This is a genomic window from Pseudalkalibacillus sp. Hm43 (assembly GCF_054170705.1).
The window spans coordinates 864,599-885,612 of sequence record NZ_CM135129.1 but is presented as its reverse complement, the minus strand read 5'-3'; the positions used below and the strand labels follow the sequence as shown (position 1 = coordinate 885,612).

Below are 21,014 nucleotides of genomic sequence, written 5' to 3'. Positions count from 1 at the left end.
GGTGATAATATGAAAATTGTATTTATGGGAACACCGGATTTCTCGGTTCCGGTACTACAAAGAATCATCCAGGATGGCTACGAAGTCGTTGCCGTCGTAACCCAGCCGGACAAGCCGGTAGGACGGAAAAAAGTCATCACCCCGCCTCCCGTTAAACACGAAGCTTTACGACATGAAATTCCTGTGCTCCAACCGAAAAAAGTTCGGGTTGAATATGAAGAAATACTGGCTTATGAACCAGACCTGATTGTAACGGCAGCATACGGACAAATTTTACCGAACGAGCTGTTATCATATCCTAAGTTCGGATGTATCAACGTGCATGCTTCCCTCTTACCTGAATATCGTGGAGGAGCTCCTATTCATAAAGCGATATTAGATGGCAAGAAGGAATCTGGCATTACGATCATGTATATGGTCGATAAACTCGATGCAGGTGATATCCTGACACAAGTGAGTGTGCCAATTGAAGAAACCGATGATGTCGGTGCGCTTCATGATAAATTGAGTGTAGCCGGGGCAGATCTATTAAGTGAGACGATACCGAAACTCATAAATGGAGAAATTGAGCCAGAAGTGCAAAATGAAGGACTCGTCACCTATGCACCCAACATTTCACGAGAAATGGAAAAGATCGATTGGTCAGCTGACGGTGAAAAGATTTATGATCAGATCAGAGGACTTCGACCTTGGCCGGTTGCATACACGCTTCTGAATGGTAAACAGACGAAAATCTGGTGGGGCGAAAAGGTATCAGACGCAAAAGGTGGAGAGCCTGGTCAGATCCTTCAATTCGATCAACAAGGAATTTTGGTCGCAACAGGGAATGACATTGCGATCCGGATCACTGAGCTTCAGCCTTCAGGAAAGAAGCGCATGGATGCTTCCCAATATGTGGCTGGCGCTCAACTTAGTACAGACATGAAACTTGGTGAAGAATAGTGAAGAAAAACGTAAGGGAAGTTGCGACGGATCTGTTGTTGAAGATCGACCGCTCGCAAGCCTACAGCAACCTCCTGTTGAATCAGGCAATCCAGAAAAATGATCTCAGCTCTAAAGATTCAGGTCTGTTGACTGAAATCGTCTATGGTACGGTACAGAGGAAGAACACATTGGATTTCTATCTGAAGTCCTTCATTAATAAACCATTGACCAAATTGGATGACTGGGTAGTCGTACTTCTTCGATTATCGCTCTATCAAATGGTCTATTTGGACAGAGTACCGGATCATGCAATCATCAATGAGGCTGTAGCGATTGCCAAAAAGAAAGGTCATAAAGGTACATCCGGTTTCGTCAATGGTGTGTTACGGAATGTTCAAAGAAAAGGCGTTCCACCACTTGCATCCATCAAGGAAAAAGAGTTACAATTGGCGATTGAGTGTAGTCACCCGGAATGGTTGATTAATCGCTGGATCGACCAGCTAGGTGAACAAAACACGATGGACATGTGTACGATCAACAATCTGCCACCTATGGTTACAGCAAGAGTAAACAGGCTGAAATCGACGGTCCAAGAAGTCATTGATCGACTCGAGAAAGAATCGGTTGGTGGAAAACCGAGTGAAGTTACACCAGATGGAATCAAGGTCACATCCGGTAATTTGCCGAAAACTGACGTATATAAGTCCGGTCTTTTGACGATCCAGGATGAAAGTTCGATGTTAGTCGGTTACGCAGTGGATCCCCGAAGTGGCGAAAGAGTGCTGGATGCTTGTGCCGCTCCTGGTGGGAAAACGACCCATCTTGCTGAACGGATGGACAACGAGGGTGAAATTACAGCCATCGATTTGCATGAACACAAAGTTCAGTTGATTGATGAACAGATTGAACGACTCGGATTGGAAAACGTCCAAACGATTGCCATGGATACTCGTAAAGCGGCTAACCTTTTCCAAGCAGAAAGTTTTGACAAGGTGCTTTTGGACGCTCCGTGTACTGGGTTCGGAGTCATCCGGAGAAAACCTGATATCAAGTGGTCCAAACGGCCGGAAGATATCGAGAGGATTCAACAGGTCCAGTACGATTTGCTCGAATCAGTCGCCCGAGTGCTAAAACCAGGTGGATTATTAGTGTATAGTACCTGTACAATAGAAGCAGATGAAAACCGTAATCAAATCGAGCGGTTCCTGCAAGAACATCCAGAGTTTGTCTGGGACGTCTCATTTTACGAACGAATGCCTCAATCCGTACAACCTTACATTTCAAATAACAAAGGTGAGCTGCAAGTGCTCCCACAATACTTTGATAGTGACGGATTTTACATTGCATCCTTGAGGAAAAAATAACAGAAAAGGCGGTGATGGAACATTGTTAAAACCGTTAACCGAGAAACAAACGAATCCTGATATCAAGAAATCGATCTTTTCATTAGGATACGAAGATTTGAAAAAATGGCTGAAGGAGGAAGGAGAACCTTCTTTCCGAGCAAAACAGATTTACGAATGGCTCTATCAGAAACGGGTTGAATCTTTTCAAGACATGACGAACCTTTCTAAAGGACTTCGAGAGAAGCTTGAAGAAGAATATGTCATCACACCATTGAAAACCATCATCAAACAAGAATCAAAAGACGGCACGATCAAGTTCTTGTTCGAATTGGAAGATGGTTACTCGATCGAGACCGTGTTGATGCGCCATGAATATGGAAACAGTGTTTGTGTTACGACACAGGTAGGCTGCCGATTAGGTTGTACATTCTGTGCATCCACACTAGGTGGATTGAAGCGTAACCTGAAGGCTGGAGAAATCGTATCACAAGTATTGGAAGTACAACGTGCTATGGATGAAACGGATGAGCGGGTCAGCTCTGTTGTCGTTATGGGTATCGGGGAACCATTCGATAATTATGAAGACTTGATGAGCTTCTTGAGAATCATCAACCATGATGAAGGTCTGAACATCGGCGCACGTCACATTACGATTTCTACAAGTGGAGTCGTACCAAAAATCTACGATTTCGCTGATGAAGGAATGCAGATCAACTTTGCCATTTCCCTGCATGCCCCTACAACAGAAATCAGAAGTCGCCTCATGCCTGTCAATCGAATGTACCCACTGGATGACTTGATGGATTCCATCCGGTATTACATCCGTAAAACAGGTCGCCGGGTGACATTCGAATATGGTTTATTCGGTGGTGTGAACGATCAAGTGGAACATGCAGAACAATTAGCCGACTTGATTTCGGATATCAAATGCCATGTGAACTTGATTCCAGTCAACTATGTACCAGAGAGAGATTACGTCCGTACGCCTAAGAATCAAATTTTCAAATTTGAGCGTACCCTGCGTGAACGCGGTGTCAACGTAACGATCCGTAGAGAGCAAGGGCATGACATCGATGCTGCTTGTGGTCAGCTCCGTGCAAAAGAGCGTAAGGACGAAACGACGTAAATAGAGGTGAGGAAGGTTGTTAAAGGCATTCTTTCAGACAGACCAAGGTAAAGTGAGACCTCACAATGAAGACAGCGGGGCAGTGATTCCGATCTCTGCCTCCGATGTTTTTGCTGTGGTTGCAGATGGAATGGGTGGACATCAAGCTGGAGATGTAGCCAGCCAAATGGCAGTCCATTTTGTCAAACAGCATTTGGATACATACATAAACGAGAAAGAAACATCATCAGAAATCATTCATTCATTAATTGAAGACGCTAACAAGGAAATTTATTCCTATGCACAAAGCCATCCTGAATGCAGAGGGATGGGGACGACCGTAATCGTATTGCGTGCAAAGGGGAATGAGGTCCACCTGGGACACGTCGGTGACAGTCGTTGTTACCGGATCCAAGGAGAGGAAATCATCCAACTGACGGACGATCATACACTCGTCAACGAACTTGTGAAGTCCGGCCAAATCACGGCTGAAGAAGCGGAATATCACCCAAGGAAGCATGTCGTCATGCGGGCACTTGGAACAGATCCTGAAGTTGATATCGATGACTTGACCTATGAATGGTCATCAGGGAGCTATCTCCTCATTTGCTCGGACGGGCTTTCCAACAAGGTTTCATCACAATCCATCGTGGAAGTCGTCAATGGAGAGGCAACCATTGAAGAAAAAGCCAATCAACTTGTCAATATGGCGAATGACGCTGGTGGCGAAGACAACATCACCCTGATCCTATTGCATAATGATGTCGCTCCTGAAGAAGGTGCGTCTGAATGATCGGCAGAAGAATCAGTGATCGGTATAAGATTTTAGAGATCATTGGTGATGGTGGTATGGCGGTCGTTTATAAAGCTGAAGATCTGATCCTTGATCGAATCGTCGCGGTTAAAGTATTAAGGTCCGAATATTCAACAGATGAAGACTTCATCCGGAGATTTAGAAGAGAAGCTGAATCTGCAACAAGCTTGAACCATCCAAACGTTGTCAATATCGTCGATGTAGGTGAGGAAGAACAGATCTACTTCATCGTGATGGAGTATGTGGAAGGGCAAACACTCAAACAAATCATCCGCGATCGAGGACCGTTATCGCCAGAACGATCCATTGAAATCATGAAACAGATCTCTTCGGCTATTGCACACGCCCATGACCATCACATCGTTCATCGGGATATCAAGCCACATAATATTTTAATAGATAAAAAAGGTAACGCCAAAGTGACGGATTTCGGTATTGCGTTAGCGGCTACTTCAGCGACCATCACCCATACGAACTCTGTCCTTGGAAGTGTTCATTACTTTTCACCTGAACAAGCTCGAGGCGGAATAGCCAACAATAAGTCTGACATCTATTCGTTAGGTGTCGTTTTATATGAAATGGTCACAGGGAGATTGCCGTTTTCAGGTGAATCTGCCGTGTCTGTGGCGCTGAAGCATTTACAAGAGCAATTTCCGGAACCGAAGTTGCTTAATCCTGATATACCTCAAAGCCTGGAAAATATCATACTGAAAGCGATGGCGAAAGATCCGAGTCAACGGTTTGATAGTGTAGAAGATTTTGGGGAGAAGCTGGAATTCGCTCTCCAGCATCCAAATGAACCTAAGCTATTCATTGATGAGGATGAAGAAGCGACAAAGGTGTTGACCCCGATCGGGAGTTCAAAGGAGCAAGTGAAGCCAGCAGCAGAACCTCCTAAAAAGGAAACCGAGGCTAAGGCGCCATCTGAACCAAAGAAAAAGAAGAAAAAGAAAAACTGGATCGCTATCCTTGTAGCCATTTTTCTGTTAGTCGGAATTGCAGGTGTCGCTGCATTGACGATTTGGCCGGAAATTCTACAAACAGAAGAAGTACCTGTACCGGACGTCATCAACATGTCTTATACAGATGCTTATGAAAAATTGAAAGATGCCGGTCTCGATCCCGAGAAAGAAGAGCAGCCGAGTGCAGAGGTCAAGGAAGGAAATGTGATCAGGCAAACACCTTCTGCTGGTACGAATGTAAAAGAGAACCACAAAGTGACGTTGTTTGTCAGTACCGGTCCTGAAAAGTTCGAAGTTGAAAATTACGTCGGTCAAGAGGAAGAGGACGTGAAGCGGACGAATGTAAATGACCTGTTCAAAAGCGTGGAAACGACGAAACGGGTAAGCGAGGAGTATGAGGAAGGTGTCATCCTCGACCAATTCCCTGCAGCAGGGGAAATGGTGATTCCTGGTCAAGAGGTTCTGATTTTATATGTGAGCAGTGGACCGCCATCATTCGATTTAGCCGATTTGACCGGTAAAACGATTGAAGAAGCAAAAGTTTATGCTGAAGAGAACGGACTCACTATTAAAGAAGCGAGTGAACGGGAATACTCTGAAGATGTGAAAGAAGGAAGCATCATCAAAACCGATCCATCTGCCGGTTCATCCGTCCGTGCAGGAGATGAAATCACCGTCACCTTATCGAAAGGTATTCCAGATCCGATATCAATCAAAGACATGGTAGAGGTTGAAATCGAGGAAAATCCAGGAGAAGGTGATGGACAAGGTAATGAAAAGGATAAGAAGGAACCGAAGAAACATAAGGTTAAAATCGTCACGAATGATGTGAACGGTGAAAAAACCATTATTGAAGAAGAAATCAAAGAGACGAAGATGTACGAAATCCCATTGACGATCGCCTATAACGAAGAAGGCAGCTATAAAGTATTTGTCGACGGTGAAGAATACTATAGCGAGTCGTATACGTATGAAGAAGCGAAAAAATTCCAGAATGGAGAGTAGATGAACTGCATGCCAAAAGGAACGATTATTAAAGCGTTGAGCGGTTATTATTATGTGAAAAGTGAAGGTGAAGTGTATCAATGTCGTGGCAGGGGCAATTTTCGGAAACGAAAGCTGACCCCACTAGTTGGTGATGATGTTGAATTCGAATCAAGCAATAAGACAGACGGTTATGTCTTAGAAATCCTTGAACGGAAAAATGAGCTCATCAGACCACCGATTGCCAATGTGGATCAGGCACTTCTCATTTTTTCAGCACAAGAGCCAGCGTTCAATACGCTCCTTTTGGATCGGTTCCTCGTCCATATCGAAGCTAATGATATCTTACCAGTAATCTGTCTCAGTAAGCTGGATTTACTCGATCAACCGGAAGAACTTAAGGACGATCTTAATGTGTATCGAGAAATCGGATATGAAGTAATTGAAACTTCTTCTACCGAAGAAATCGGACTTGAAGATGTTCGAACCGTTTTTGAAGATAAAGTAACGGTTGTTGCTGGACAATCGGGTGTCGGTAAATCGACCTTGTTGAATGCGTTGAATCCAGAGTTGAACTTGGAAACGAACCAAATCTCAAATCACCTCGGACGTGGGAAACATACGACCAGACATGTCGAATTGATTCCTTTCGGGGAAGGATTAGTAGCGGATACACCAGGGTTCAGTTCTCTTGATTTTGTAGATATGGAACCTGAGGACTTGACGATTTATTTTCCTGAAATGCGTGACAGACGACCGGATTGCAAATTCCGAGGATGCACACATACATCCGAACCGAAGTGTGCAGTGAAAGCCGCGTTAGCGGATGGAGAGATTGCGCAATTCCGTTATGAACATTACGAAAAGTTTTTACAAGAAATCAATGAACAAAAGCAACGGAGGTACTGACGATGACGAAAATAGCACCATCGATCCTTTCTGCTGATTTCTCGAAGCTAGGAGAAGAGATTAAAGATGTTGAACTAGGTGGCGCGGATTATATTCATGTGGATGTGATGGACGGACACTTCGTACCGAACATCACAATTGGACCATTGATTGTAGACGCCATTCGCCCGGTTACGGATCTCCCTTTGGACGTCCACTTGATGATTGAAAACCCGGATCAATATATTCCGGAGTTCGCGAAGGCCGGCGCGGATATATTATCCGTCCATGTAGAGGCTTGTCCACATCTCCACCGGACGATTCAATTGATTAAAGACCAAGGGGTGAAAGCGGGCGTTGTCCTCAACCCTCATACGCCTGTCAGCATGATTGAGCACATCATTGACGATGTCGATCTTGTTTTGTTGATGACGGTCAATCCTGGTTTTGGAGGGCAATCCTTCATTGAACAAGTTCTTCCAAAGGTGAAGGCAGTATCGGACCTGTGTAAGGAAAGAGGACTCGACATCGATATCGAAATCGATGGTGGTGTCAATCCGGAAACCGCAAAGCTGTGCCGCGAGCATGGTGCCAATGTCCTTGTCGCAGGTTCTGCGATTTACAAAAAGGAAAACAGGAAGGATGCAATCGAAGCCATCCGTGGTGTATAATGTGGAGTAGAAATTAAATAGTTACAAAGAAACCACTAGGGGAATCTCCGAAAGAGATTGAGAGTGAAGTGTAGGCTTCTGACCCTGAGAACCTGAACAGGATCATACCTGCGGAGGGAAGTTGGCTTTCAATCGATAATAGATAGATAAAATTATTCGAAAGCGGCTGTCCTCTTGGGCAGTCGCTTTTTTATTCCAGATCAGTGATTTCTTTGTAGAGATGAAGGGGAGAGAGAATATGAGAAACCGTAATTTATTGATGGCGGAAGTTGCCATCATGGCAGCATTAGGAATTATATTAGGATTTATTAAACTGAGTGGTCCCTGGGCATTCGGTGGTTCTGTATCACTAGAGATGGTTCCAATTTTTATCATGGCATTCCGTAGAGGGTTATTTCCTGGCGTCCTGACAGGTTTGCTCATTGGACTTCTACAACTAATGATTAATCCATATATCTATTATTTCTTACAAGTTATCCTGGACTACCCACTAGCATTTTTATTGGTAGGATTAGCTGGACTCACAAGACCAGGCTGGAGTGATACTTTTGGCAAGCGAGTCTTTATGATCATACTTGGAACCTTTATCGGAAGCGTGTTACGACTTGCCAGCCATGTTATATCGGGCGTTGCATTCTTTGCAGACCAAGCACCTGAAGGAACACCTGCATTCATGTACTCGTTCCTATATAACATTTCATACATTGGCCCAACATTCGTGTTGACAGTCATTTTACTCGTGTTGTTATCTAAGACTGCTCCTAAACTGATTCATGGAGAGTGATAGTATTGAAGACGATTTGCTTAGTTTCAGGAGGGCCTGAGTACTTGCTACCTGAACAGATGGGTAAGGAAAATGCGATATTTATCGGAGTAGATGAAGGGATTCTTTTTCTTCAGAAAAGAAAAATCGTTCCCGCAGCTGCTTTTGGTGATTTCGATTCCATAACAGACGAAGATATCACTGCTCTTAAAGATGAACAAATGGCGATGTTCACATTTGAACAAGAAAAGGATATGACGGATTTGGAACTGGCTTTGCAATGGGCATTCGAACAAGATCCTGATCGTATTGAGTTATACGGCGCAACGGGGGGCCGGCTCGATCATGAGTTGATCAACATGCAACTGCTGAAGCAAGGTCTCGATCGGGGAATTGAAACGGTGATCATCGATCGAACGAATGAAGTGATGATGAAAAATCCGGGCCATTACTCGTTGGAGCATGACGAGCGATACCCTTATATATCCTTCATCCCTTTTAGCGCTGAAGTGAAAGGGATTACGCTGGAAGGATTCAAGTATCCCCTCGATCAAGCTGAACTAGTGTGGGGTTCGACCCTCTGCATTTCAAATGAGCTTGTAACAAAAAAAGGTACTTATTCATTTGAAGACGGCATAATTATGGTGGTAAGAAGCAAAGACTGATTTGCAAACGTAAACTCCTGGTACTTTTTTTAAGTAGACGAATATACTTAAATAGAATGTTAATTTTCCGAAGAGATTGGGTGCGGAAACTAACGTTGGAGGAGGCGGAATCATGAAATTTTATACCATCAAACTGCCGAAGTTCTTAGGGGGATTTGTAAGAGCGGTCCTAGGGTCCTTTAAGAAGGGGTAAGCAAAAAAGCACCAACCGAGGTGCTTTTTTGTTTTGTCTATGCGGTACTCGAAACTGAGAAAAAGCCGAAATCGGGGTGCGAATGAGACGTTTGCGGTACTCGAATATACGAAAAAGGACCGGAAGCGAGGTGCTTCAGGTCCCAGAAATTAAAAATGAACCCGATCTTGGGTTCATTTTCTTTTCATACAATTAAACGCGCTCTACTTTACCTGATTTCAAGGCACGAGCAGAAACGTATACGCGCTTCGGCTTACCGTCAACAAGAATACGAACCTTCTGAACGTTCGCTCCCCATTTACGTTTCGTAGTGTTCAATGCGTGTGAACGCTTGTTTCCAAAGCTTGTTTTCTTACCAGTAACAACACATTTTCTAGCCATTATGAATGTACCTCCTTTATTGCAAATAAGAGAAATAATGCAGTTTATAGTTTATACGAAAACACTACACTATAGTAGCACGAGTGTTCTTAGATTGCAACAAGCATTATCAAGTTTATTTACTTGACATGATATTGGCCAATATTGATATTTTCTTTTAAAATGTTAGATATTATAGTAAAATGACACTAGTCATAGGTATTAAATCCAAGGGAGGATTCTACATGTCTATAGAAATGAAAACTAAGTATGGAGAAATTGATATCTCTAACGATGTGATCGCTACGATTGCAGGTGGAGCCGCAATCGATTGTTATGGTATTATCGGAATGGCATCGCAAAAGCAAATTAAAGATGGCATTACAGAGCTTCTAGGACGTGACAATTTCAGCCGTGGAATCGTCGTGCGCCAAGAAGAGGATGAAGTACACATAGACATGTATATCATCGTCAGCTATGGAACGAAAATTTCTGAAGTAGCTCACAATGTTCAAACAAAAGTGAAGTATACGCTTGATCAAATGCTCGGATTATCAGTTGATTCCGTCAATATCTTTGTTCAAGGCGTGAGGGTGACGAACCCGTAACGAGGAGGAAGAATTCGTGACAGAGAAGAAGTTAGGCGGGAAAAAGCTTTCCCAGATGTTTATCTATGGGGCGGACAATCTTAACAAAAATGTGAAGATGGTCGACGCCCTGAATGTATTCCCGGTTCCGGATGGAGATACAGGAACCAATATGAATTTGACCATCACTTCTGGTGTGAAGGAAGTGAAAGGTCTTGACACGGACGATGCAGGTTTGATTGCATCTACATTCTCTAAAGGTCTTTTGATGGGAGCGCGAGGAAATTCTGGTGTTATTCTTTCCCAGCTTTTCCGAGGGTTCTCTAAAGCACTTACAGGGAAAAAATCAGTGGACGCAAAGCTGTTTGCGGAAGCATTGGAAGCCGGAGTGGAAACGGCATATAAAGCAGTCATGAAACCTGTAGAAGGGACAATCCTTACAGTTGCAAAGGATGCAGCGAAGAAAGCATCTAAGGCAGCCCGTAAAACGGATGATCTCGTTTCCTTGATGGAGCAAACGTTGAAGGAAGCGAAAGAATCACTTGATCGTACACCGGATCTGTTACCGGTTTTGAAGGAAGTCGGTGTCGTTGATTCTGGCGGTCAAGGACTCGTCACGATCTATGAAGGGTTTTTAGCTGTACTTGAAGGAAAAGAGTTGCCAGAAGTAAGCATTTCCGGACCTTCTATGGATGAACTGGTAAGCGCGGAGCACCATAAAGCTCAAATGCACATGAAAACGGAAGATATCCATTTTGGATATTGCACGGAGTTCATGGTCAAGTTCAAGAAAGAGAAGACGGATCAAAATCCGTTTTCTGAAGACGATTTCCGTAACGAGCTGAATGAACATGGTGATTCTTTGCTCGTCGTTTCGGATGAGGAACTTGTCAAAGTTCATATACATACGGAAAAGCCGGGAGATATGCTGTCTCTTGCGCAATCGTATGGAGATCTGATCAATATTAAGATTGAAAACATGCGCGAGCAGCACACGGCAATATTAGAAAGTGAAAAGGACGAACCGAAAGTCAAAGTCCAAGAAAAGAAAAAACCTTTCGGCATCATTACAGTATCAATGGGATCGGGCATTGAAGAATTATTCAAGAGCCTGGGAGCAACTGTCGTGATTGCAGGAGGTCAAACGATGAATCCAAGTACGGAAGACATCGTGAAAGCCATCGAAGAAGCGCATGCTGAAAAGCTGATCATCCTACCGAACAACGGGAACATCGTAATGGCAGCAGAACAAGCAGCTTCTGTTGTAGATGAAGACGTTGCTGTCGTTAAGACGAAAACAGTTCCACAAGGTATTTCAGCCCTACTGGCCTTCAATCCAAGCGCATCTCTTGAAGAGAATCAAGAGAGTATGACTGAAGCGGTTGGCCATGTGAAATCCGGTCAAATCACGTTCGCAGTAAGAGACACGTCGATTGATGGCGTGGAAATCAAAAAGGACGACTTCATGGGTATATTCGATGGGAAAATCGTTACGTCGAAGAAGTCCCAGAAAGAAGCGGTGGAAGCTCTCTTGTCTGAAATGATTGATGAAGATGATGAAATCGTCACAATCATTTATGGCGAAGATGCCAATCAGGAAGATGCTGAAGCGCTAGAAGATTATATTACGGAGCACTACCCAGATGCGGAAGTTGAAATCCATCCGGGTCAACAACCCATCTATTCGTATATCATTTCCGTTGAATAAACGCTAAACATATTCCTACCATGATCTTTCTGAAGACCGATCGGGTAGGAATATTCTATATCAGGGGAGTTTTTCCATCATAGTTCCAAAAAACCGCTTATCCTGGAGGAATGTAGGATGAAGTTTAAAAGCGTTTTTGATATCATCGGACCAATCATGATCGGTCCTTCCAGTTCACATACAGCCGGTGCAGCCCGAATCGGCCGGGTAGCGCGCTCATTATTTGGACGTAAACCGGACTGGGTACATATATCCTTTTACGGTTCCTTTGCAAGGACCTATAGAGGTCATGGGACCGATGTAGCCATTGTCGGTGGAATCCTAGACTTTGATACGTTCGATGAACGGATCAGTGAATCTTTGAAAATCGCAAAGAAAGAAAAGATCAAAGTGAAAATGACGGAAGAAGATGCTTTGACCGACCATCCCAATACAGCTCGGATACGGATGGGGGATGAGCAAGGGGAGCTTGAAATCGTAGGGATTTCAATCGGTGGTGGAAAGATCGAAATCATTGAGTTGAACGGTTTTGAACTTCGATTATCCGGTAATCATCCAGCTCTGCTCGTCGTCCATAATGATCGATATGGGGCGATTGCAGGTGTTGCCAATCTCCTTGCCAAACTGGAAATCAACATCGGACATATGGAGGTCGGCAGAAAAGAAGTCGGTAGTGAAGCGTTGATGACTATCGAGGTCGATCAGAACTTGGAAGATTCCGTCCTAGAAGAAATTGAAAAGCTACCGCACATCATCAAGGCAACTCGAATTCATGAATAAATAGAAGGGTGGTTATCGATATGATGTTCCGTAATGTCAGTGAATTGGTTGAACGAGCCGTCTCAAAGAATATCCCGATTTCTGAAGTGATGATCCAGCAAGAAATGGATGTGACTGGGCGAGATCGTGAAACCGTGATGGACCTGATGGAAAAAAATCTTGATGTCATGGAGCAAGCGGTTGAAAAAGGTATCAAGGAAGGCGTGAAATCCCATTCCGGCCTCACCGGCGGGGATGCTGTCCTTTTGCAAAAATATATCGAGAGTGGAAAAAGTCTTGCAGGAACTACGGTATTGGATGCAGTCAGTAAAGCAGTAGCGACGAATGAAGTGAATGCTGCGATGGGCACAATCTGTGCAACACCGACCGCGGGTTCTGCTGGCGTCGTCCCAGGTACCTTGTTTGCGTTGCGAGATAAACTTCACCCGACTCGCGAACAGATGGTCAGATATCTGTTCACTTCTGGCGCATTCGGATTTGTCGTGGCGAATAACGCATCCATATCTGGTGCTGCTGGAGGATGTCAAGCTGAAGTCGGATCAGCGACTGGAATGGCTGCAGCAGCCATTGTGGAACTTGCAGGTGGCTCCCCTGAGCAATCTGCACAGGCGATGGCAATTGCGTTGAAGAATATGTTAGGGCTCGTTTGCGATCCTGTCGCTGGGCTCGTGGAAGTGCCTTGCGTAAAACGAAATGCAATCGGCGCAAGTATCGCCATTACCGCTGCAGATATGGCTTTAGCTGGCATCACTAGTCGAATTCCATGTGATGAAGTCATTGACGCTATGTATAAGATCGGCGAATCCATGCCGACAGCATTGAAGGAAACTGCACAAGGAGGATTAGCGGCGACTCCTACAGGTAGAGAGCTAGAAGCGAAGATCTACGGAGTTCCGTTAAAGAAGAAATAATGGATTTGAATCAACCTGTTACCCAAGTGAAAGGGATCGGTGAAGCTCGTGCGGAAGAGCTTGCCGATCTGAACATTTATACAATTGAAGATCTGCTCTTGTATTTTCCTTATCGTTATGAGGATTTTCAAGTAAAGGATCTGACAGAACTTAAGCATGATGAAAAAGCGACTGTAGAGGGGAAGGTTCATAGCGAACCTTCTTTACGCTATTATGGCCGGAAGAAATCAAGATTGACCGTCAAAGTCCTTGTTGGCAAGTATCTCGTCACTGCAGTCTTTTTCAATCGAGCTTTTTTGAAGAAGAATTTCTCGATCGGGCAACCTGTGACGATCACTGGGAAATGGGATCAACATCGACTGACAATCACCGGGCAGCATGTTACATTTGGTCATCAGGAACAGGATGAAAAGATTGAGCCTGTATACTCTGTTAAAGGAGATTGGACGGTCAAACGTGTGAAAAATGTCGTCCATCAAACCGTTCATCAATATGTCCGATACATCGAGGACATATTACCGGAAGAGAAGCGACAGCAGTACAAATTGATTGAGCGGAGGCAAGCGGTTCAATGGATTCATGTCCCCGAGAGCCATGAGCATCTGAAACATGCAAGGAGATATTTCGTGTATGAGGAACTGTTGCTTTTCCAATTGAAGATGCAATGGTGGCGCAAACAAGAAAAGGAAAAAACCGATGGAAAAGCGAGAGCATTTGATCAAGCCAAGCTGCAAGCGTTCATCCATTCGTTGCCTTTCCCATTGACGGGAGCCCAACAACGTGTGACAGATGAGATCCTTAAAGATTTGAGCTCCCCATATAGGATGAATCGGTTACTTCAAGGTGATGTCGGTTCGGGGAAAACGATTGTTGCCGCAATTAGCATGTATGCATCAGCAACCGCAGGAATGCAATCCGCTCTGATGGTACCTACAGAAATTTTAGCTGAGCAGCACTATGAATCTTTGACCGATCTTTTTAAAGAGATGGACATCCAAGTAGAGCTGTTGACGAGTTCTATCAAAGGCAAGCAACGTGCAGAAATTTTGAAACGGGTGAAAGAAGGGGAAGTCGATTTCCTAGTCGGTACACATGCTCTGATTCAAGGAGAAGTTCAATTTCAAAATCTCGGTCTCGTCATAACGGATGAACAACATCGGTTCGGTGTGAATCAACGGAAAGTGTTACGGGAGAAAGGCATTACTCCTGATGTTCTGTTCATGACCGCGACGCCTATTCCACGAACGTTAGCCATTTCTGCGTTCGGAGACATGGATGTGTCGACCATCGATGAGATGCCTGCAGGTAGAAAGCCGATCGAAACCTATTGGGCTAAGCACGGCATGTTGGATCGGGTGCTGGCTTTTATCCAAAAAGAACTTGAAAATGGAAGACAAGCCTATGTCATCTGTCCGTTGATCGAGGAATCGGATAAGATGGATTTCCAAAATGCTGTAGATGTGCATGCGCAGCTTCAACAATATTTCACGGATTTCAATGTCGGTTTGATGCATGGAAGGTTGGCTGTCGATGAGAAGGAAGAGATGATGACGAGGTTCAGTAAGAATGATGTCCAAGTTCTCGTATCGACGACGGTCGTTGAGGTCGGAGTGAATGTTCCAAATGCTACCGTCATGGTCGTCTATGACGCCGAGCGCTTCGGGTTGGCCCAACTTCACCAATTGAGAGGACGTGTCGGACGTGGTGATGCGCAATCCTACTGTATCCTGATTGCAGATCCAAAATCGGACGTAGGAAAGGAACGTATGCAAATCATGACCGAGACGAATGACGGTTTCGAGCTTTCACAACGAGATCTCGAACTTCGTGGTCCAGGAGACTTTTTCGGCAAAAAGCAGAGCGGACTCCCGGAATTTAAAGTTGCTGACTTAGTGCATGATTATCGTGCACTCGAGTTTGCCAGACAAGATGCAGCAACGATGGTCAATTCCGATGTATTTTGGAAAGAAGATGAGTACGCTTCTTTACGTAATTGGCTGATGAGTCAGGTTGAGCATTGGGAAGAGCTTGATTAGTCCTCTTATCCTTGAAAATGAGGACTAATCATTATATACTACTTTTAGTACCTACTCATAAGAGTAAGAGATGGTGAAGTAATGAAGCGTAATAAGAAGGAACGTCAACAAGTGTTGAAGGAGACCATTCTAATCAATCCTTTCATTACAGATGAAGATTTAGCGAATCAATTCCAGGTCAGCGTGCAGACCATTCGTCTGGATCGGCTGGAACTCTCGATTCCAGAGTTGCGGGAAAGGATCAAGAATGTAGCTCAGCAACAATTAGATGAAGTCAAGGCTCTTTCCATTGAGGATGTCATAGGTGAAATCATCGACTTGCAGCTTGATGAGTCAGCTATCTCGATACTCGACATCAAACAAGAGCATGTTTTCTCAAGGCATAATATCGCACGTGGTCATCATTTGTTCGCACAAGCCAATTCATTAGCTGTTGCAATCATCAACGATGAACTGGCGCTCACAAGTAAATCGGATATACGATTTACGAGACAGGTGAAAGTTGGCGAGCGTGTAGTTGCTAAAGCAGTGGTCCAAGAACATCAAGCTGATCGGACAATTGTCGAAGTGAGAAGTTATGTAGAACAAGAACTGGTCTTCGAGGGCATTTTCACAATGTTCCGTTCGAATAAAAGGCAAACAGAAGGGACGTAAAAGGATCGATGAGAATTGCCATTGATGCAATGGGAGGTGACCATGCACCAGAGCAAGTCGTTCTGGGTGCCATGGAAGCCGTCAAAGAATATAAAGATTTAGAGATCACATTGGTCGGTGACGAAAACGAAATCAAGAAATATTTAAGTGATTCCGACCGATTGAACATTTTACATACAACAGAAAAAATTACGAGTGAAGATGAACCTGTCAGAGCTGTAAGAAGGAAAAAGGATGCATCAATGGTCCTTTCTGCTGTCGAAGTGAAGGAAGGTCGAGCGGATGCTTGTATTTCTGCTGGGAACACTGGCGCGTTGATGACGACCGGGCTTCTTCACGTAGGTCGAATCAAAGGCATTGATCGTCCAGCACTTTCACCTACATTACCTACGCTAGACGGACAAGGATTTGTGTTGTTGGATGTCGGTTCCAATATGGACGCAAAAGCAGAACACCTATATCAGTACGCCTTGATGGGTACGGTTTACAGTCAAAAAGTAAGGGATATAGAACGCCCGAGAGTCGGTTTGCTGAATGTTGGCACTGAGGAAGGGAAAGGAAATGAACTTTCCAAGAAGACCTATCAGATGTTGAAAGACTCAGAGCACATCCAATTTGTCGGAAATGTGGAAGCACGTGACCTTTTGGATGGAATTGCTGACGTTGTCGTTTGCGACGGTTTCTCTGGAAACCTCGTCTTGAAGACAATTGAAGGAACAGCGATGTCGATCTTTTCAATGTTGAAGGAACAATTGATGAGCTCAATGAAAAGTAAATTGGCAGCTGCGGTCTTGAAACCACAATTCAAAGCGTTGAAGGCAAAACTGGATTACAGTGAGTATGGGGGAGCCGCTTTATTCGGCTTAAGAGCTCCTGTCATAAAAGCCCACGGCTCTTCGGATGCAAATGCGATTTTGAACGCGATTCGACAAGCGCGCCATATGGTAGAGCATGACGTGGTGGACATTATTACAGAAAAGGCATCTCGATTGGAAGGGAATGAGGAATAAATGGGTAAAGTAGCATTTTTATTTCCAGGACAAGGCTCCCAGCAAGTAGGGATGGGTCAAGAAATCGCAAAAGTAAACGAACGCTCTGAAGCAGTGTTCAAGCAAGCGGACCAAAGACTTGAATATGCGCTATCGGATATCATCAAAAACGGTCCAGAAGATGCGTTGACACGTACGGAGAATACACAACCAGCACTATTGACTACAAGTATAGCGATCTTGAAAGCAATGGAAGAACACGGGGTCCAACCAGACTTTACCGCTGGACACAGTCTGGGTGAATATACTGCTCTGGTTGCTTCAGGTGCACTTTCGTTTGAAGATGCGGTTTATGCTGTACGAAAGCGCGGCATGTTCATGGAAGAAGCGGTTCCTGCAGGGGAAGGGGCGATGGCAGCCATCCTCGGTATGGATGCTGATGCACTTCAGACCATCACTAACCGGGTGACGGAAGCAGGAGATTCTGTCCAATTAGCGAACTTGAATTGCCCTGGTCAGATTGTCATTTCCGGTACGAAAGAAGGAGTAGAGAAAGCTTCTGAAATTGCAAAAGAAGAAGGAGCGAAGCGAATCATCCCTCTTCAAGTCAGTGGTCCATTCCACTCTGAATTGATGAAGCCAGCTGCGGACAAGATGGGAGACGTCCTCGATGAATTGACGTTCTCTGATGCTGCGATCCCTGTCGTTGCGAATGTAACAGCTACTGCAGTCACAGAAGCTTCTGAAATCAAGAAGAAATTGATCGAACAAATATATTCTCCTGTCCGTTGGGAAGAAACGATTCAGTTCTTGTTAGACGAAGGTGTAGATACATTCGTCGAAATCGGACCAGGTAAGGTTCTATCTGGATTAGTGAAGAAAATCCATCGTCGTGCAACGACCATCGCCATATCTGATCCTGAATCATTGACTGCTGCGATGGAAAAACTGAAGGAGGTATGAAACGATGCTTAGTGGTAAAACTGCGTTAGTAACAGGTGCTTCTAGAGGAATCGGACGAGCAATTGCACTTGAACTTGCCCGTCAAGGAGCTTCCGTGGCCGTCAACTATTCTGGAAGTGAAGAAAAAGCACGTAAAGTTGTTGAAGAGATCCAAGAAAACGGAGGTAACGCCTTCGCAATCCAATCGGATGTAGCGAGTATGGACTCCGTAACTTCTATGATCAAAGAAGTCATCTCCACGTTCGGATCACTTGATATTCTGGTCAACAATGCAGGAATCACACGTGATAATCTGTTGATGAGAATGAAAGAAGAAGAATGGGACGCTGTCATCAACACGAATCTTAAAGGTGTCTTCAACTGCACGAAAGCGGTGACCCGTCAAATGATGAAACAGCGCTCAGGACGTATCATCAACATCGCCTCCATCGTCGGTGTATCCGGCAACCCAGGACAAGCGAACTATGTTGCAGCCAAAGCAGGAGTCATCGGTCTGACAAAATCAACCGCAAAAGAATTGTGCAGCCGTGGCATCACAGTCAACGCAGTTGCACCAGGCTTTATCGAAACGGACATGACTGACGCGCTTGAAGGGAACGTAAAAGATGAAATGCTCAAGCAGATCCCACTCGCAAGACTCGGTCGACCGGAAGATATCGCAGCTGCTGTGAGGTTCTTGGCGGGGGATGAGGCGAGTTATATTACGGGGCAGACTATCCACGTAGACGGCGGCATGGTAATGTAACTAAAAATTTCTGGTAAACATGTCTCTCGAACTACTGCGTTACGTTGTTGCTCGGATCCTCACGTATTATATATACGCTCCGGTCCTCGCAACTGCCGTGCCTTGTATTTCGAGGCCCTGTTTATCCTCAATTTTTAGCTTTCATTTAGAATATTTGAAGCTTTTAGATCACGATGCTTTGTTCCTTGGTGATTTCGCATGAAATTTACGACACTCCTGCGGGAATAGCGAGCCAGGCGAGACCCCACACTTTTTAAAAGGATCTTCGACTAACAGCCACCACTTCCTGTGGTGAACGTCGAAGCCGGGACATCCTGTGGGAGTGATTTTGAAGAAATCAACATGACTATTTAACAAAACCTAAAAGATTAAGACAATCACAATTTACGAAGTCGTATACTTCTCGTATAATTACTTGAGAGGAGGTGAACGGACATGGCAGACATTCAAGAGCGTATTACAAAAATCATCGTTGACCGTTTAGGGGTTGATGAGGAAGAAGTGAAAGTAGAATCTTCTTTTAAAGAAGATCTTGGAGCAGACTCTCTAGATGTTGTTGAACTTGTTATGGAACTTGAAGATGAGTTCGATATGGAGATTTCTGACGAAGATGCAGAAAAGATTGCTACTGTTGGCGATGTAGTGAATTACATAAACAGCCATCAATAGTTTGTCGGGGTTGACCCTTACCGGTCAGCCCTTTATCTAATTTTCTGCTAATATAAAGGAAAAACAAATGGAATACACATTAGAAAAATGACATGCGAAAGGAATTATGGAGGTCACTATGTCCAACCGTACTTCATCAAAGAATAAATATCCAAGACCGAAACGCAGACCTTTTACGAAAGAAGAACTTTCAGTCCGTTTTGCTGCGTTTCAAAAAGAATTGCACATCCACTTCAATAATGAAAAGTTGTTGTTTCAAGCTTTTACTCATTCATCGTATGTGAATGAGCATCGTAAACGTCCAAGTGACGATAACGAACGCCTCGAATTTTTAGGAGATGCAGTCCTTGAGCTGACGATTTCACAGTACTTGTATAAGAAATATCACAATATGTCCGAAGGTGAATTGACCAAGCTACGTGCAGCCATCGTATGTGAACCATCACTAGTGACCTTTGCACATCAATTGAAATTCGGAGATCTTGTTTTATTAGGTAAAGGGGAAGAAAATACAGGTGGACGTACTCGACCTGCGCTATTGGCGGATGTTTTCGAAGCCTTCATCGGTGCTCTTTATCTCGATCAGGGACTAGAAGTGGTAGAGAGCTTTTTGGACGAATATGTGTATCCTAAGATTAATGAAGGTGCTTTTTCCCATGTGATGGATTTCAAGAGTCAGCTACAGGAATTCATACAACGTGAAAATCACGGTACACTTGATTATCGGATCGTACAAGAAACAGGTCCTGCACACAACCGTGAATTCACATCAGAAGTATATTTGGGCAGTGAACGATTAGGAGTAGGGCATGGCCGTTCCAAGAAAGAAGCGGAGCAGCAGGCCGCCCGAGAAGCATTACAATACTTGAACTCTAAATGAGCGGAATGAAGAAGGGTTGCCTCTATGGAGGCAACCCTTTCTTGACTTATTTACTTTTGCGCAACTCACTCAATTCTTGAATGATGCCTTCAGTCTCACTGACACTGAAATGGTCTTTTTTCATGACGAATTCATATAAGTCCTTCAGATCTTCATATTGATCGACATCAAAGTCTTCAGAGCGCATGACGCCTGTATTGACAACTTGCATTTGTTTTTGCATTTGCTCAAGCATATACGCCATATTTTCCTGGCTTTTGACACTAAGATTCACAGAACCATCCTTTCTACGATTCGTTGATCAATTTTCATTGTAGCATGAATCATGGGCACTTGTTGAATTTCACTTGTGTTCTTCTTCAGCTTTCCTCTTTATGATAAAATATATAGGTATGTATTCAAGGGAAGGGGGAATCT

General features: G+C 44.2%; 23 protein-coding genes and 1 riboswitch. Of the genes, 21 read left to right on the top strand and 2 right to left on the bottom strand.

Features of this window, described 5'->3' with window-relative positions:
• Positions 1–9 precede the first annotated feature (9 nt).
• The 10 genes from fmt to spoVM all read left to right on the top strand — a co-directional run bounded on the left by fmt (position 10) and on the right by spoVM (position 9,315).
• Positions 10–942 carry a methionyl-tRNA formyltransferase gene (gene fmt / locus ACXQIQ_RS04725; protein ID WP_439299907.1) on the top strand — a complete coding sequence of 311 codons (933 nt, stop codon included), beginning with the start codon at positions 10–12 and terminating at the stop codon, positions 940–942.
• On the top strand, positions 942–2,288 hold the full coding sequence (gene rsmB, locus ACXQIQ_RS04720; RefSeq protein WP_439299908.1) for a 16S rRNA (cytosine(967)-C(5))-methyltransferase RsmB: 1,347 nt from the start codon (positions 942–944) through the stop codon (positions 2,286–2,288). The genes fmt and rsmB overlap by 1 nt, the downstream gene beginning before the upstream one ends.
• 61 nt (positions 2,289–2,349) lie before the next feature.
• Positions 2,350–3,396, top strand: coding sequence for a 23S rRNA (adenine(2503)-C(2))-methyltransferase RlmN (rlmN, locus tag ACXQIQ_RS04715; RefSeq protein ID WP_439301934.1), 1,047 nt, complete (start codon positions 2,350–2,352; stop codon positions 3,394–3,396).
• A 16-nt stretch (positions 3,397–3,412) separates the two neighbouring features.
• Positions 3,413–4,168, top strand: a complete 756-nt coding sequence (locus tag ACXQIQ_RS04710) for a Stp1/IreP family PP2C-type Ser/Thr phosphatase (RefSeq protein WP_439299909.1) — start codon at positions 3,413–3,415, stop codon at positions 4,166–4,168.
• The gene (pknB, locus tag ACXQIQ_RS04705) at positions 4,165–6,156 is read left to right on the top strand and encodes a Stk1 family PASTA domain-containing Ser/Thr kinase (RefSeq protein ID WP_439299910.1); all 1,992 of its coding nucleotides are present in this window, start codon (positions 4,165–4,167) and stop codon (positions 6,154–6,156) included. Before ACXQIQ_RS04710 ends, pknB begins: the two co-directional genes overlap by 4 nt.
• Before the next feature lie 9 nt (positions 6,157–6,165).
• Complete coding sequence (gene rsgA / locus ACXQIQ_RS04700) at positions 6,166–7,044, top strand: ribosome small subunit-dependent GTPase A (protein WP_439301935.1); 879 nt, start codon at positions 6,166–6,168, stop codon at positions 7,042–7,044.
• 2 nt (positions 7,045–7,046) lie between these two features.
• Positions 7,047–7,694, top strand: coding sequence for a ribulose-phosphate 3-epimerase (gene rpe, locus ACXQIQ_RS04695; protein ID WP_439299911.1), 648 nt, complete (start codon positions 7,047–7,049; stop codon positions 7,692–7,694).
• 27 nt (positions 7,695–7,721) lie between these two features.
• A riboswitch (TPP riboswitch) is annotated at positions 7,722–7,830 on the top strand.
• Between the two features lie 102 nt (positions 7,831–7,932).
• Positions 7,933–8,478 carry an energy-coupled thiamine transporter ThiT gene (gene thiT, locus ACXQIQ_RS04690; RefSeq protein ID WP_439299912.1) on the top strand — a complete coding sequence of 182 codons (546 nt, stop codon included), beginning with the start codon at positions 7,933–7,935 and terminating at the stop codon, positions 8,476–8,478.
• Positions 8,479–8,537: 59 nt separating this feature from the next.
• Positions 8,538–9,122 (top strand): thiamine diphosphokinase, encoded by a 585-nt coding sequence (locus tag ACXQIQ_RS04685; RefSeq protein ID WP_458026087.1) that lies wholly within the window; start codon positions 8,538–8,540, stop codon positions 9,120–9,122.
• A 112-nt stretch (positions 9,123–9,234) separates the two neighbouring features.
• Entirely contained in the window at positions 9,235–9,315 is an 81-nt protein-coding gene (gene spoVM, locus ACXQIQ_RS04680) for a stage V sporulation protein SpoVM (protein ID WP_007202502.1), read from the top strand.
• A 192-nt stretch (positions 9,316–9,507) separates the two neighbouring features.
• Here the strand turns inward: spoVM and rpmB are convergent, their stop codons facing one another.
• The gene (rpmB, locus tag ACXQIQ_RS04675) at positions 9,508–9,696 is read right to left on the bottom strand and encodes a 50S ribosomal protein L28 (protein ID WP_226551145.1); all 189 of its coding nucleotides are present in this window, start codon (positions 9,694–9,696) and stop codon (positions 9,508–9,510) included.
• A gap of 224 nt (positions 9,697–9,920) precedes the next feature.
• On the opposite strand from rpmB, the gene ACXQIQ_RS04670 reads away from it, so the two are divergent.
• From ACXQIQ_RS04670 to rnc, 11 genes are all read left to right on the top strand, one after another.
• Positions 9,921–10,283: an Asp23/Gls24 family envelope stress response protein gene (locus ACXQIQ_RS04670; RefSeq protein ID WP_225065629.1), complete on the top strand. Its 363-nt coding sequence runs from the start codon at positions 9,921–9,923 to the stop codon at positions 10,281–10,283.
• Between the two features lie 16 nt (positions 10,284–10,299).
• A complete protein-coding gene (locus tag ACXQIQ_RS04665; RefSeq protein WP_439299914.1) occupies positions 10,300–11,970 on the top strand; it encodes a DAK2 domain-containing protein in 1,671 nt (556 codons plus the stop codon).
• A gap of 117 nt (positions 11,971–12,087) precedes the next feature.
• Entirely contained in the window at positions 12,088–12,750 is a 663-nt protein-coding gene (gene sdaAB / locus ACXQIQ_RS04660) for an L-serine ammonia-lyase, iron-sulfur-dependent subunit beta (protein WP_439299915.1), read from the top strand.
• Between the two features lie 23 nt (positions 12,751–12,773).
• Positions 12,774–13,661 (top strand): L-serine ammonia-lyase, iron-sulfur-dependent, subunit alpha, encoded by an 888-nt coding sequence (gene sdaAA / locus ACXQIQ_RS04655; protein WP_439301936.1) that lies wholly within the window; start codon positions 12,774–12,776, stop codon positions 13,659–13,661.
• Positions 13,661–15,697, top strand: coding sequence for an ATP-dependent DNA helicase RecG (gene recG, locus ACXQIQ_RS04650; protein ID WP_439299916.1), 2,037 nt, complete (start codon positions 13,661–13,663; stop codon positions 15,695–15,697). The genes sdaAA and recG overlap by 1 nt, the downstream gene beginning before the upstream one ends.
• 81 nt (positions 15,698–15,778) lie before the next feature.
• Positions 15,779–16,351 (top strand): transcription factor FapR, encoded by a 573-nt coding sequence (gene fapR / locus ACXQIQ_RS04645; protein ID WP_439299917.1) that lies wholly within the window; start codon positions 15,779–15,781, stop codon positions 16,349–16,351.
• Positions 16,352–16,359: 8 nt separating this feature from the next.
• Complete coding sequence (gene plsX, locus ACXQIQ_RS04640) at positions 16,360–17,361, top strand: phosphate acyltransferase PlsX (protein ID WP_439299918.1); 1,002 nt, start codon at positions 16,360–16,362, stop codon at positions 17,359–17,361.
• Positions 17,362–18,303 carry an ACP S-malonyltransferase gene (gene fabD / locus ACXQIQ_RS04635; protein WP_439299919.1) on the top strand — a complete coding sequence of 314 codons (942 nt, stop codon included), beginning with the start codon at positions 17,362–17,364 and terminating at the stop codon, positions 18,301–18,303.
• Between the two features lie 4 nt (positions 18,304–18,307).
• Positions 18,308–19,048 carry a 3-oxoacyl-[acyl-carrier-protein] reductase gene (fabG, locus tag ACXQIQ_RS04630; RefSeq protein WP_439299920.1) on the top strand — a complete coding sequence of 247 codons (741 nt, stop codon included), beginning with the start codon at positions 18,308–18,310 and terminating at the stop codon, positions 19,046–19,048.
• A gap of 435 nt (positions 19,049–19,483) precedes the next feature.
• Positions 19,484–19,717: an acyl carrier protein gene (gene acpP / locus ACXQIQ_RS04625; protein WP_439299921.1), complete on the top strand. Its 234-nt coding sequence runs from the start codon at positions 19,484–19,486 to the stop codon at positions 19,715–19,717.
• A 118-nt stretch (positions 19,718–19,835) separates the two neighbouring features.
• The gene (gene rnc / locus ACXQIQ_RS04620) at positions 19,836–20,597 is read left to right on the top strand and encodes a ribonuclease III (protein ID WP_439299922.1); all 762 of its coding nucleotides are present in this window, start codon (positions 19,836–19,838) and stop codon (positions 20,595–20,597) included.
• Positions 20,598–20,643: 46 nt separating this feature from the next.
• Here rnc and ACXQIQ_RS04615 read toward each other — a convergent pair whose 3' ends face one another.
• The gene (locus ACXQIQ_RS04615) at positions 20,644–20,871 is read right to left on the bottom strand and encodes a DUF1128 domain-containing protein (RefSeq protein ID WP_439299923.1); all 228 of its coding nucleotides are present in this window, start codon (positions 20,869–20,871) and stop codon (positions 20,644–20,646) included.
• Between the last annotated feature and the right edge of the window lie 143 nt (positions 20,872–21,014).

Excerpts from the sequence above, each read along its gene's own strand:
- acpP (WP_439299921.1), top strand. The coding sequence starts at position 19,484 with ATGGCAGACATTCAAGAGCGTATTACAAAAATCATCGTTGACCGTTTA.
- rsgA (WP_439301935.1), top strand. The coding sequence starts at position 6,166 with ATGCCAAAAGGAACGATTATTAAAGCGTTGAGCGGTTATTATTATGTG.
- rpmB (WP_226551145.1), bottom strand. The coding sequence starts at position 9,696 with ATGGCTAGAAAATGTGTTGTTACTGGTAAGAAAACAAGCTTTGGAAAC.
- ACXQIQ_RS04685 (WP_458026087.1), top strand. The coding sequence starts at position 8,538 with ATGGGTAAGGAAAATGCGATATTTATCGGAGTAGATGAAGGGATTCTT.
- fabD (WP_439299919.1), top strand. The coding sequence starts at position 17,362 with ATGGGTAAAGTAGCATTTTTATTTCCAGGACAAGGCTCCCAGCAAGTA.
- recG (WP_439299916.1), top strand. The coding sequence starts at position 13,661 with ATGGATTTGAATCAACCTGTTACCCAAGTGAAAGGGATCGGTGAAGCT.
- spoVM (WP_007202502.1), top strand. The coding sequence starts at position 9,235 with ATGAAATTTTATACCATCAAACTGCCGAAGTTCTTAGGGGGATTTGTA.
- ACXQIQ_RS04670 (WP_225065629.1), top strand. The coding sequence starts at position 9,921 with ATGTCTATAGAAATGAAAACTAAGTATGGAGAAATTGATATCTCTAAC.
- fmt (WP_439299907.1), top strand. The coding sequence starts at position 10 with ATGAAAATTGTATTTATGGGAACACCGGATTTCTCGGTTCCGGTACTA.
- pknB (WP_439299910.1), top strand. The coding sequence starts at position 4,165 with ATGATCGGCAGAAGAATCAGTGATCGGTATAAGATTTTAGAGATCATT.
- plsX (WP_439299918.1), top strand. The coding sequence starts at position 16,360 with ATGAGAATTGCCATTGATGCAATGGGAGGTGACCATGCACCAGAGCAA.
- sdaAB (WP_439299915.1), top strand. The coding sequence starts at position 12,088 with ATGAAGTTTAAAAGCGTTTTTGATATCATCGGACCAATCATGATCGGT.
- sdaAA (WP_439301936.1), top strand. The coding sequence starts at position 12,774 with ATGTTCCGTAATGTCAGTGAATTGGTTGAACGAGCCGTCTCAAAGAAT.
- fapR (WP_439299917.1), top strand. The coding sequence starts at position 15,779 with ATGAAGCGTAATAAGAAGGAACGTCAACAAGTGTTGAAGGAGACCATT.
- rpe (WP_439299911.1), top strand. The coding sequence starts at position 7,047 with ATGACGAAAATAGCACCATCGATCCTTTCTGCTGATTTCTCGAAGCTA.
- fabG (WP_439299920.1), top strand. The coding sequence starts at position 18,308 with ATGCTTAGTGGTAAAACTGCGTTAGTAACAGGTGCTTCTAGAGGAATC.
- rnc (WP_439299922.1), top strand. The coding sequence starts at position 19,836 with ATGTCCAACCGTACTTCATCAAAGAATAAATATCCAAGACCGAAACGC.
- thiT (WP_439299912.1), top strand. The coding sequence starts at position 7,933 with ATGAGAAACCGTAATTTATTGATGGCGGAAGTTGCCATCATGGCAGCA.